The sequence below is a fragment of the Deltaproteobacteria bacterium genome, assembly GCA_003696105.1.
GTDB lineage: Bacteria > Myxococcota_A > Polyangia > Haliangiales > J016 > J016.
Window position 1 is genome coordinate 23,579 of the sequence record RFGE01000124.1, and the last position, 12,722, is coordinate 36,300.

The window sequence follows — 12,722 nt, forward strand, 5'->3', positions numbered from 1 at the left end:
GACCCCTGTGATCGCCGGCAAGACGCCGCCGCGCGGGCCGGCGGTGCGATATGGCGCTACGAACGCCCCGGGGTACGCTGGCGGGCCGTTTCGATACAGGCCATCGCCGTCCGCGGTTCGGCCAGTCGGTCGGTCCTCGCGCCGGTGCGGCGGCGCGCGGTCCGCAGGCGGTTACTCCTCGGCGGCGACGGATTCGGCGATGGTCTGCGCGGCCTCGGCCGGCGTGAGTTCGCCGCGCACGACCGCGTCGACCCCGCGCAACAGCGGCACGTGCACGCCGAACTGGTCGGCGATGCGGACCGCGGCGGCCGCCGCGCGGACGCCCTCGGTGTGCTTGGCGCGGGGCACGACGCCGCGCCGGCCGAGTTCCAACCCGAGCAGGTAGTCGCGCGCGTGCGCCTCCGGGGTGGTGCGCACCAGCAGGTTACCGAGCCCCGCGAGGCCCGCGAACGTGCGCGCCTCGCCCCCGACCGCCTCCCCGAGGCGCGACGCCTCGGCGACCGCGCGGCAGATCATCACCGCGCGCGGCCCGGGGCCGACGTCGAGCGCGTCGGCCATCGCGACCGCGACCGTGTGCGCGCCCGACAGGGCGGCCGCAAACTCGGTGCCGATCAGGTCGCGACCGCCGTAGACGCGCAACACGGGCGGCACGCCGAGCAGTCGGCGGCCCTCGGCGACCACGTTGTCGAACCGGGATGCGACGACCATCGACGCGTACTGCCGGCGCACGAGGTCGTTGGGCAACGCCGGGCCGGCCAGCACTCCGACCATCTTGACCGGTGTCTCGTCGCGCACGACCCGACTGACCCGATCGTCGCCCGGCGTCGCCAGCGCGCCGTTGGCGTGCACGACCATGTGGCTGCCGTCGAGTACGTCGCCGAGTTCGCGGACGCGCGCGCGCACTTCGGTCGACGCGATCGCGAGCACGATGAAGCGCGCCGACGCAGCGAGGTCGGCCGGGTCGACCGTAGCGCGCAACGACGGCGCGAGCCGAACGCCGGGCAGCCGGCCGGCGTTCGTGCGATCGGTGTTGATCTCGTCGGCGACCTCGCGGTTGGACGTGAGCAGGACGACGTCCCGACCGGTCGACGCCACCAGATTGGCCAGCGCCGTCCCGAACCGGCCCGCGCCGACGACTCCAAGAGTTTCGTGTCGCTCTGCCATCAGTAGTCCCTCAGGTGCGCCGACCGGTTGCGATAGTAGTAGACGAGTCGCGGCGCGCCGATCTGCAGCGCGTCGCCGGCGCGCACGGCGACCGGTCGCGTGTGGTACCCGCCCAGCGCACGCAGCGCATCGTCGACGATCTGAGATGGTGTCATCCGCTGCACGCGATCGTGCACCCGTCCCACCTCCGGCCGCGCCGCGATCGCGCGCCGCAAACGATCGATCCGCTGCTCTACCGCCGCCACCGGCACTCGCAGTTCGTGCCGCGGGACGCGCAGCAGCCGGTAGACGTCGTGCGTTCCCGCGGCCGCGACGAGTTCGTCGAACAGCGCGCGCGCGGTGAGGTGCGAGGTCAGGAACACGGTCTCGCGGCGATAGGCGTGGACGAGTTCCTCGCCGAGTTCCCGCGTGTACTGGGCGTCTCGCTGGGGGTCTTCCGCGACCTGGCCGCGCGCGTCGCACAGGTAGCGGCTCGGATCGACGAGGCGACCCCGCCGATCGCGCGACCGGCCGTCGTCGTCCACCTCGTTGCCGAACGGATCCATCGGCCGGCCGAACCGCAGCACCACGGACTCCTCGAGCGACAGCACACGGCGCAGAAACTGGACGATGCGGCCGACCTGCGAGAACTCGTCGTCCTCGATGATGTAGCGCTGGCGGCCCTGTTCGGCCAGGTGGTCGTCGACGAGCGTCTCGGCCTCGAGGACGAGGTGGTAGTTGATCGTCACCGGCACGACGTAGATCGGCCGCAGCGTGTGCGCAAACGCCTGCACGGACGTGCCGAGCAGGCCGAGTTTGAGCTTGCTCTCGACGTGGTTCGACCGGCAGCGCGTGCCGCCGGGGAAGAACAGCGAGTGGTAGCCATGCTCGAGCAGTACGGTCGAGTACTGCTTGAGCACATCTTTGTACAGCGAGAACTTCAGGCGCCGGTCCACCCTGTAGGCACCCAGGTTGTGCATGAAAAACGAGATGAGCCGGTTGGAAAACAGGTTCTTGCCGGCGCCGTACGTACACGGCGGCAGCCCCGACGTCTCGAGCGCGAAGCCGAGCACGATCGAATCCATGTTCGACGAGTGCGTCGGCGCGACGACGAGCGTTCCGTGTTCGGCGCACGTGCGCACGACGTCGACCGCGCCCTGGACTTGCACGCGATCTGCCAGGCGCGAGAGCCCGCCGAGCGCGTCGGCCCCGCCGAGCGGCGTGAAGGCGAGCCCGAGTGCCGTCGGCAACACGCCGCTGGCGAACCGGTAGACCCGCGGGTTGAAGTTGCCGACGACGTCGAGCGCGTAGTGGCGGGCGAGCCGCTCGAGTTCGCGGCGCTTGTCCGCCTCCGACATCGTGCCCAGGCGCGCCGCGAGGTCGTGCCAGCGGGCGTAGGCGCGCTGCGACTTCCGATCGGTGTACGCGGACAGGCGGCTCATCTCGCAGTAGGCCACCTCGTTGAGCACGTACTCGATCGATCGGTCTCCTCCCGCGGCGGCCGCGGCGAGCCGATCCGCGACCACTCGCCGGACCACCTCGTCGACGAGAGCGTCGCGATCGCGATTGAAGTGGACGAGACGGTTTTCCACGGCTCCCGGCACGATTCACTCCCCCTGGCGGCCCTCGATCGCCATCAACAACAAGACCGCGGCCATCCCCAGCCGGCGGTCGAGCGTGCGCTGCGGGTCCATGCTGAAGTCGACCTCCGCCTTGTACACGAACGGATTCCAGCTGCGGCGCACCGTGCCGGCGATCCCGGCCGGCGTGGCGATCTCGTACCGTTGCGGAACGATCCCGACCAATCGCCGCAACCACGCCCAGCCCGCTTCGGTCGCGCGCCCGATCGGTTGATCGTCCGCGTCGAGGATCTCCCACGTGTCCCGCACCAGTGACCGCCAACCGCGGCGGCGCAATGCGCCGACCTTCTCGCCGCGCTGCGCATCGACCACGTCGTAAGCCGCCGAGAAGTCGATGATGTTGCGGGCGCGAATGTGCAAAATGAGGTGCTTGCCGTCGCGATCCGCGTACGCGCGAATGTCCTCCCGCAGGCGAAACAGCTTTTGATGGCAGTACAGCAGCAGCCGCCCATCTGGGTCGAAGAACTCGTATTTCGGCGCGATCGCGAGGACTTTCCGGCGGACGACCACTCGGTCGACGGCCCACCACACCGGCCGGTCGAGCGCCGCGCTCCGGTGTTGCATCGCCGCGCAATCTAGTGCAGATTCGGCGTGGCGTCGAGGCTGTTCGTCGCCCGGAAGCCGGGGCCTGTGCTATGGTCGAAGGGACGTCGGCTCGCGGCAGGCCTCGCACGCCCGCCCGTCCTCTCCGGTTGGCCGAAGCGCTCGGGCGAGCGCAGCACCGTCCCAGGGAGCGTCCCTGACGAGGCCGCAAGCGAACGATGAACCCCCGCGCGGTGCGGACCACGCGAACGACAACTCCGGTGTCCACGAAACAGACAACGCCCTCGCCGGACGAACCGGCTCCCGATGCCCGCGGGACCGCACAACGCGCGACCGGCGGAAAGAAGACCGCGCGCGGCGGGCGGGCGCGCGCGGCCGGTGCCGACGGGGTAGCCGCGGTCGAAGCCGATACGACGGCGGCCGACACGACGGGCAAGGCGCGTCCCCGCGCGGCGTCGAAGGGCGCGCGTGCGAAGGCGACCGCGGCGAAGGCGACCGCGGCGAAGGCGACCAAGGCAAAGGCGACCGAGGCAAAGGCGACGAGGGCGAAGGCGACCGAGGCAAAGGCGACCGCGGCGAAGGCGACCAAGGCGAAGGCGACGAGGGCGAAGGCGACCGAGGCAAAGGCCACCGAGGCGAAGGCGACGAGGGCGAAGGCGACCAAGGCAAAGGCCACCGAGGCGAAGATCGCCGAGGCGAAGGCCGCCGAGGCGAAGGCCGCCGGCGCGAACGCGGCCCGATCGAGCGCCGCCGGCGGCGGCGCGGCTGCCGACGCCGCGGTTGAGCCGATCGGCGCCCCCCCGACCGATGCGGCGGCGAGCGGGCGCGCCGATCTCGCTGCGCCCGCGTCGCGCGGCGCGAAGGCCGCGCGCCCGCGCCCCGACGTCCCCGACGAGGTCAAGCGCGGGCGCTCGGACCGCCTCAACGCGCTGGTCGACGTCGCCCGTGCGCGGCTGGGCATCGACGATCTTCGCCCCGGCCAGGCGGAGGCGCTCGAACACATCCTCGCGGGCCGCGACGTCATCGCGGTCATGCCGACCGGCAGCGGCAAGTCTCTGCTGTACCAACTGCCGTCGCTCGCACTGCCCGGCCTCACCGTCGTCGTGTCGCCGTTGATCGCGCTCATCAAAGATCAGATCGACAAAATGGAGGCACTCGGCGTGCCGGTCGCGCGGATCGACTCGACGCTCACCACGCGCCAGCGCCGCAAGATGGACGACCTCATCCTCGCGCCCGGCGGCAAGCTCGTGCTCACGACGCCCGAGCGAATGGCCGACCCCGAGTTTCGCGCGTTCTTGCTGCGCGGCGCCGGCGGCGTGGGCGTATCCCTGTTTTGCGTCGACGAGGCCCACTGCGTGTCGCATTGGGGGCACGACTTCCGCCCGTCGTACCTGGTGCTCAAGCGCGCCATCCGGGATCTCGGTCGCCCGCAGGTGCTGGCGACCACGGCGACCGCGCCGCCGCACGTGCGCGAGGACATCAAGGAACAGCTCGAGATCCCGAACGCCGAGATCGTCACCACGACGTTCGACCGGCCGAACCTCCATTACGAGGTCATCGCGCTGCCCGGTGAGGACGACAAGAAGCGCACGCTGATCTCGCTGCTCAAGAAGCTGCCGCGCCCGGGCCTCGTGTATTGCGCGACGGTCCGCGCGGTCAAACAGCTCACCGAGGAGGTGGCCCGCCACGGCGTGCCGGTCGCGATGTACCACGGCCGCATGACCAAGAAGGAACGCACCGAGCAGCAGGAACGGTTCATGCCGCTGCGCAGCGACCTGGTCATGATCGCGACCAACGCGTTCGGCCTCGGAGTCGACAAGCCCGACATCCGCTACGTCATGCACTACCACGTGCCGGGGTCGCTCGAGCAGTACGCGCAGGAGGCCGGCCGCGGCGGCCGCGACGGCAAACCGACGCGCTGCGTGCTGCTGTTTTCGCCCGACGACGTCGCGATCCAGGAACACTTCCTCAAGGGCACCTATCCGAGCCGGCGCCAGGTGTGGGCGGTCATCCGCGCGCTCGAAGCGTGGGACGACCAGGAGGCGCGCGCACAACTGCTCGGCGGAGAGGTCGACCCGTCGGCCGCCAAACCGACGCTGGCGAACATCGCGATCGCCAGCAAGGTCGGCGCGCAGCGCACGCGCACGGTCCTCAACCTGCTGCAGGGCGAGGGCTGGGTCACCGAGAGCGACGACCACCTGTTTTCGCTGGCCGATCCGCCGCCCGACCCGAAATTGGTCAATGAACGGGCCAAGCAGTACGAGGCGAGGCGCATCGCGGACCGCCGTCGCCTCGAGGCGCTGCTCGATTACGTCGCGGCACCCGGCTGCCGCAGCCAGGTCATCCTCCGCTACCTCGGTGAGCCGGACCCGCCGGTCTGTGGCCGGTGCGACAACGACCTGCGGTCGAAGGAGGCGGCGCTCGCGGCGGCGCGCGAGGCGCTCGGACTCGAAAAGCGCGTCGTCGCCCACCTCGACGCGGAGGAACCGGTCGACGACAAGCCCAAGCGCGTCGTGCGGACCCGCGTGATCGACCTCGACGCGCTCGAGGCCGAGCAGACCGCGCAGCGGACCGCCGAGGCGAAGGCGGCGACGAGCGCGGCCGGCGCAGGCGATGCGACCGCTCCCTCGCCGACACGGCGCGCCGACGACGAGTTGCAGCGGCTGATCGCCGAGCAGGCGGCCGATGCCCGTGCCGACGGCGCCGCCCCCGCCCCGGCCAGCGCCACGGAGGCGGACGACGACTACGAGTACGAGTACGTCGACGAGGACGAGGAATTCGTCGACGAGGACGGTTACGAGTACGGCGAAGTCGAGATCATCGACCGGACGGCGGCCGAGATCGCCGAGGACGACGACGAACTTCCCGACGCCGAGATCACCATCCTCAAGCGCAAACACCGGGACAAACCACCGAAGCAGGCGGCGCCGCGACCGGACGACCGGCCCAAAAAGAAGAAGCGCCGGCGCCGGCGGCGCAAGAAGCCAGCGGGGATGCCGGCCGCGGACCAGTTCACCAGCCCGGTGATGGACAGCGAGGGCGCCGCACTGCACCGGCCGGTGCAGCTCGCGGAACCGGCCGAGGGCGCCGGCGGGCCGCTCGTCGAATACGTGCGTGGATCGCTGCGGATCAACTCGCAGCCGGTCGCGTCCGCTGCACCGACCGACTCGCCCGGCAAACGCAAGCGGCGCCGCAAGAAGCCGGGCCGGCCGCAGCCGTTCGCAGCCGGCGGTTCCGGCGGTCCGCCCCCCCGCGGCCCGGGCGCACTGCCCGCCGGTTCTGGAACTCCGGCGCACGCCTTCGGGGGCGACGGCGATGCGCAGCCTCGACCGAAGCGAAAAAAGAAGCGCCGCCGCCGGCGCCGCAACGGTGCAGGCGCGGCAACGGACGGGCCCGTGTCGTTCTTTTCGATCGCCCCGCCGCCCGGCAACGGCAACGGCACGTCGCCTCGCAAGAAACGGCGGCGGCGCCGCCGCGGCCCGCGCCCCGGCGCCCCGGCCGAACCGCCGGCCGAGTGACGCCGCGCCGCCTGGCCTCGCACTGCGATCCGCGGCGCGCCGCCCGGCGGCCTACGCACCGGCGTCGTACTCGAGCCGCACCTCGGCCACCTCGGCGACCGCCTCCGCCATGCGCATCAGGCGAGCGACCCGGCGCGCCTCGTCCAGATAGATCGGCTCGCCGACGCGGCGCTCGATGAACGCCACGTAGCGCGACCTCACGCCCGGCTGCGCCGCGACCACGACGGCGCGCAAGTGAAACAGCGGCACGCGCTCGGCGCGGCGCAGACCGGCCACCCGGTGTTCGTACACCAGCGTGCCGGCCTCGCGGTCGAGGACCAGCCGGCGCTGGAGCGTCGCAAGCACCGCGCCGAGCGCGACGGCGGCCGCGGGCGCGATCGTCCACCAGGGATCGATCGCGTGGGCCGCGGGCAACGCCGCGGCACCGAGCGCGAGCAGTCCCCAGCCGCACGCCCGGGTAGCGCGCGACAGCTCCAGCACCACGCGGCGGTCGCTCCGCTCGGCCATGCGCAGCGATCCGATCCAATCGCTCACACTCCGAGAGTAGCAGCCGGGGCCGCTTCGAGGTACCGTGCCCGCATGTCCGGTGCGTTCGTTCGCTTGGCCTGCGCCGCGCTGCTCGCGGCGAGCACGGCGTGTGGCTCCCGGGAGTCCTCCGAGCCGGCCCAGTCGGCGGCGGGAACACCACAGACGGCGTCCAGCGAGTTGGTCGGCGTCCATCCGACGGTGTTCCAGTGCGACTCGATCACGCCGGCGGACGCGATCGGCCGCGCCGTCGGCGGCCGCGTCGAGGCGATGCCGCCGATGTTCGAACCGCCGCGGGGAACGCCGAAGCCGTGCGACTACCGCCAGGTCGACGCCCCGCCGGCCGCCGTACAGGACGGCGCTCCCGCACCCGCGCAGCGGATGTGGAGCATCCGCTACGACTGCCGAGACGACTTCGTGCCGATCACCGAGCGCGAAATGAAGCGTCTCGTCGACGCCGAGGGCGCCACGCGCGTGCAGGTCGGCGCGTGGGGCGTCGACCATCGCGACGCGGCTCTCGTGTTCCGCGACGACGACGCGCCGTGCACCGTCCGCATCGTCGGCCCGGGCGCGGCCGAACGACTCGCGATCGCGCAGCTCGTCGCCCGCGGCCTCACGCCGAAGACGGCGCCGATGACGCCGCGCGCCGCCCGCTGACCCGTGCCCGCGGCCGCCGCTCGCGGTTGCGATCCTCGATCGCGCCGGCGGCACCGCGGCCGATCCGTTGCGATGCGCAGCCGCCCGCCCGCCGACCCGACCGCCGCGATCCCGCCGCGAGGATTTGCGGCCGCGGTGCCCGCGTGACCGTCCGACACGAACTGCGTGCGCTCGGTCGGCTCGCCGCGCCGATCGCGCTGGCCAACCTCGGCGGCCAGTTGCTCGCGTTCGTCGACATGGTGATGCTGGGCCGCTACCACAGTGCGGCGCTGGCGGGCGCGGGGATCGCGAGTACGGTCATCCTGATGGTGCAGGTCGTCGGCATGGGCGCGGTCCTCGGCCTCGACACCCTCGTGCCGCAGGCGCTCGGCGCCGGGGAGGCGGGGCGCGCGCGCCGGCTGCTGTGGGCCGGCATCCGGGTCGCCGTCACCGTCGGCGTGCCCCTCACCGCAATCGCCGGCGCGACCGTCGCGATCTACCCGCGGTTCGGCGTCGCGCCGGCCGTCGCGACCGACGCCCGGCTCTACACGCTGTGGCGGCTGCCCGCGCTGTTGCCGATGTTGATCGTGACCGCGCAGCGCGCGTACCTGCAAGCCGCCGGCACCACGCGCCCGATCCTCGTCGCGATTGCGGCCGCCAACGCGCTCAACGTCCCGCTCAACGCAGCGCTCATCTTCGGGTTGCCGGAGGTCGGCCTGCCGCCACTCGGCGTCGCCGGCGCGGCGCTCGCGACCGACGTCGTGTCCATCGCGATGGCGGGCATCCTCGCGCTGGCGATCCGCGGCGTCGCGGCGCCGCCGTCGCGCGAGCCGATTGCGCCGCTCGCGCGCAAGACCCTGCGCGTCGGCCTGCCGGTCGGCCTCCAGTACGGCGCCGAGGTGGGCGCGTTCGCGCTGGTCGGCGTGCTCGCGGGAGCGATCGGCGAGCGGGCCGCGGCCGGTCACCAGGTGGCGCTCACGCTCGCGTCCGTCGCGTTCAACGCGGCGCTCGGCCTCGGCTCGGCCGCGGCCGTGCGGGTCGGCCAGGCGGTCGGGCGCGGCGATCCGGCGGGCACGCGCCGCGCCGGTGCGACCGCGCTCGCCGCCGCCCTCGGCGTGATGTCCATCTCGGCCGTCTGCCTGGTCGCGGTGCCGCACGCCCTCGCCCGCTGGGTCACCGACGATGTGGCGGTCGCGGCGACGGCGGTCCCGCTGATCCGCATCGCGGCGCTGTTTCAACTGTCCGACGGCGCTCAGGCGGTCGGCGCCGGCGTGCTGCGCGGCTGCGGCGACACCCGCGCGGCGTTCGCCGGCAACGTCGCCGGCCACTACGCGGTCGGCATTCCGCTGGCCATCGCACTCGCGTTCGGCGCGGGCTGGGGAGCGGTTGGACTGTGGTGCGGACTGTCGGCCGGGCTCACGGCCGTCGCGCTCGCGCTGTGGGTGCGCTTCTTTTCCCGAGCGAAAACCCCGATCGCACGCGCGTAACCCGGGCCATACTCACGGCGTGCGCTTCCGAGCGATTGGATGGATGGCGGCCGCCATCGCGACCGCGGGCTGTGGCGCCGACGCCGACGCGCCCGCGGGCCCGATCGGTTATCGCGTCCTGCGCTACGACTACACGGTCGACGTGCGCACCCGCGAGGCGCACGCCGTCGTGGACCTCGCGATCGACACCGGCGGCGACTGCCTGTCGATCCCGCAGCGAGCCGCCGGGCTGGCGAACGTCACCCTCGACGGCGAACCGATCCGCGCCGGCTCCCTCGCGGATGGAGTGCTCACCGCGTGCGGCGCCGGATGGTTCGCCGGACAGACCGCGACACTCGCCGCCGACGTCGTCGTGCCGGACGAGACCTGGGGTGACTCGCAGGTCGGCTTCTCCGTCACGGAGGATCTCGAGGGCCGGCCGTTCACCTACCTCGTGAGCTGGGTCGGCGGCTGCGACCGGTTCGGCCCGTGCGATTCGGCGCCCGACCGGTTCGCGCGCTACCGGTTCGAGGTCCACCACGCGCCGAGCGCGACCGCGCTGTGTCCGGGACGCGTCGAAGCCGCCTCCGAGGACGTCACGGTGTGCACCTTCGACTTCGACGGCGGCCCGACCTATTCCACCTTCGGCATCGCCGTCGGCGAAAGCTGGACGGCCACCGACCTGGGCGAGTGGAACGGCGTGCGGGCGACACTGTACGACTCGGCATCGACCGGAATCGCGGCGGCGGTCGACGCCGATCGCGTCGCCGCGTTCGTCGATTGGATGGCGGCGCACTTCGGTCCGTACCCCTACGGCGACGAGCTGCGCCTGTTTACCGGGCCGACGTACTGGAACGGGTTCGAACACCCCGGCAACATCGCGCTCAGCGACGGTCTCGTGCGCGGGTTCGGGTCGCTGTACGCGCGGCCGCTCGAACACACCATGTTGCACGAGATCGCGCACCAGTGGGCCGGCGACCAGACCACGCTCGCGACGCCATACGACTTCGTCTGGAAGGAAGCCATGGCCGAGTACCTCGCGTTCGCGTTCGAGGACGTGGACACGCCGGACGTCGCGGTCCGCACCGCTCGCGCGTGGCGCGCGTTCGCACAGCGCGCCGAGTACTACCCCGTTCCCGACGAGCGCCCGCCGCTGCTCGACTACTACGGCGACGTGTACGGGGCCGGTCCCATGGTGCTGTTTCGCCAGATCGAGGCGATGTTCGGCCGCGACGCGGTGCTCGCCGCGCTCGCCGACCTGCTCGGCCGGCCGCGCGCGATCGGCGTGGCGGACGTGCGCGCGGCACTCGAGGCGGCGACCGGCGCCGACCTGAGCGGCTACTTCGACGCGTGGGTGTACGGCGCGGGCGCGCCGCAGTGGCCGCGCGTGACCATCGTCGTGGACGACGACGGCACGGGCGTGACCGTCACGGCCACCCAGGTGACCGGCGGCCGCGTGTTCGGCGTCGCGTTCCCCGTCCGCCTCGCCGGCGACGGCGAGGGCGACGCGGTCGACGTCTGGCTCGACTTCGGCGTCGACGGCGCGCGGGTCGCCCGCGCGACCGCCAGCCCTGGCTTTGCCGTCACCGGCTGGCAGGTCGATCCGGACGCCTACTCACTCGTCATCGAGGATGCCGGCGCGGCCGCACCGCCCGCCGCGCCGCGTAATCCATGGCTGGCCGCGCGGCCGAGCCGCTGAGCCGCGCGCGTCAGAAGGTGACGCGCAGCCCGAATCGGATCGACTGCGATGCGTACCGCGCGACCGGATTGCCGAAGTTGAGGTTGCGCGTGACCGGATCCGTGGTCGGCGTGCCTTCGGCCAGATCGGCCGCCTTCAGGTACACGAGGTCCTCGTACCGCCCGCCGACGATCGGGTTCGCGTTGTCGAGCGTGTAGGCCTCGTCGACCGCCGCCGTCTGCTCTTGGTTGAACAGATTGAAGATGTCGACGAACGCGCTCACGTCGTAGCCGTACGCGAGTTTGCGCCCGTAGCTGAAGTGCAGGTCCGTGCCGGTCACGAACTCGGTGCGGCCGAAGTACCCGCGCGGCAGCAGGTAGCTCTCGTTGAAGCCGTACAGGTAGTGGGCGCCGAGCACGTCGATCGGCGTCCCCGAAAACGCGCGGAACCGAACGCCGGCGGTGACTTCTCCCGCCTCGCGCAAATCCCACAGGTAGTAGCCGTCGAACTTGATGTAGTGGGTACGGTCCTGCGGCAGCGGCCCGTCACGGTTGGGCAGAAGCTCGATGAGGTCGTATTGGGTGGAGATGTTCGGCAGCGCCGCGCCGTTGTCCTCGTTCAGCAGCCCCGGGTAGTTGCCCTCGGTGCGCGACAGCGTATAGCTGCCCTGGACGTAGAAGTTCCGACTGAACCGCTTGATCGCGGTGAACTCCAGCGCGTTGTAGACCCGGCGCGGCTTGTCGAACGTGCGCACGGCGCGGAACTGCTCGAGCCGCTGTTCGAGCCGCGCGCGGTCGGGATCGTCGGGATCGAGCGCGGCGATCTGCGCCTCCAACGCGGCCTCCTCGGCTTCGGGGAAGCCGTCAGGGCCGGGGTTCGCGACGATGTACGTATCCGCCGCGTCGATCGACACGTCCTCGATGACGCGGCCGAGGCTGCGCCGCTTGTACGCAAGTCCCAGGCGCAGGTCCTCCAGCAGCTCGTACTGGACGCCGACGACCGCCTCGTCGAGGTATTGCGCCTTCGTGCCCGGCGTCACGAGAGTGACGCCGCCGCGGTAGACGTCTCCGTCGCCGGGACGCTCCTCCTGGGTGACGCGCTCCGGGCAGTTTGCCGGGTGCGGCGCGGCCAGGTTCGGGTCCTTCCATTGGCCGCGGTTGCCGCTGGTGCACTGCGAAAACTGCCAGAACGCGCCGTACAGGGCGTCGCCCGAGAACGAGAAGTCGTTGATCGTCATCGGGATGGACTCGTAAAAGCGCCCCCACGACGCGTACAGCTTCGACCTTCCCTCCTTGGTCCAGTCGTAGATCACGCCGAATCGCGGCGCCCACATGTTGCGGAGCGTGAGCGCATTCTTGCCGAGCGGCTCGTCGGTGAACGGGTCGATCGTGCCGCGCAAGTGCTCCGCGTAGCGCAATCGCTGCTCCTCGTAGCGGACGCCGTAGTTCAGCGTCAGATTGGGCTGCAGAGACCAGGAGTCCTGAGCGAATGCCGCCCAGTTGAACGTATTGCCGGTCACCGGCGACTCCGTCAGATACTCGCAGTTGTTGGGCACGAAGTTGCCGTTTTCGTC

8 protein-coding genes are annotated in these 12,722 nt (G+C 71.8%); 3 read left to right on the forward strand and 5 right to left on the reverse strand.

Going from position 1 to position 12,722, the window contains the following annotated elements:
- Positions 1–171 precede the first annotated feature (171 nt).
- The 3 genes from D6689_08525 to D6689_08535 are packed head-to-tail and all read right to left on the reverse strand — an operon-like array spanning position 172 to position 3,347.
- Positions 172–1,164: a hypothetical protein gene (locus D6689_08525; protein RMH42324.1), complete on the reverse strand. Its 993-nt coding sequence runs from the start codon at positions 1,162–1,164 to the stop codon at positions 172–174.
- Entirely contained in the window at positions 1,164–2,735 is a 1,572-nt protein-coding gene (locus D6689_08530; protein RMH42325.1) for a hypothetical protein, read from the reverse strand. Before D6689_08530 ends, D6689_08525 begins: the two co-directional genes overlap by 1 nt.
- Before the next feature lie 15 nt (positions 2,736–2,750).
- The gene (locus tag D6689_08535) at positions 2,751–3,347 is read right to left on the reverse strand and encodes a hypothetical protein (GenBank protein RMH42326.1); all 597 of its coding nucleotides are present in this window, start codon (positions 3,345–3,347) and stop codon (positions 2,751–2,753) included.
- Positions 3,348–3,586: 239 nt separating this feature from the next.
- Here D6689_08535 and D6689_08540 point away from each other — a divergent pair, with 239 nt between their 5' ends.
- The gene (locus D6689_08540) at positions 3,587–6,844 is read left to right on the forward strand and encodes an ATP-dependent DNA helicase RecQ (GenBank protein RMH42327.1); all 3,258 of its coding nucleotides are present in this window, start codon (positions 3,587–3,589) and stop codon (positions 6,842–6,844) included.
- 51 nt (positions 6,845–6,895) lie between these two features.
- Here the strand turns inward: D6689_08540 and D6689_08545 are convergent, their stop codons facing one another.
- Positions 6,896–7,378 (reverse strand): hypothetical protein, encoded by a 483-nt coding sequence (locus D6689_08545; GenBank protein ID RMH42328.1) that lies wholly within the window; start codon positions 7,376–7,378, stop codon positions 6,896–6,898.
- 479 nt (positions 7,379–7,857) lie between these two features.
- On the opposite strand from D6689_08545, the gene D6689_08550 reads away from it, so the two are divergent.
- Both D6689_08550 and D6689_08555 read left to right on the forward strand, forming a co-directional pair.
- Positions 7,858–9,492, forward strand: a complete 1,635-nt coding sequence (locus D6689_08550; protein RMH42329.1) for an MATE family efflux transporter — start codon at positions 7,858–7,860, stop codon at positions 9,490–9,492.
- A 43-nt stretch (positions 9,493–9,535) separates the two neighbouring features.
- Entirely contained in the window at positions 9,536–11,170 is a 1,635-nt protein-coding gene (locus D6689_08555) for a hypothetical protein (protein RMH42330.1), read from the forward strand.
- Between the two features lie 10 nt (positions 11,171–11,180).
- Here the strand turns inward: D6689_08555 and D6689_08560 are convergent.
- Positions 11,181–12,722 (reverse strand): hypothetical protein (locus D6689_08560; protein ID RMH42331.1); only part of this gene is annotated, 1,542 nt, incomplete at its 5' end.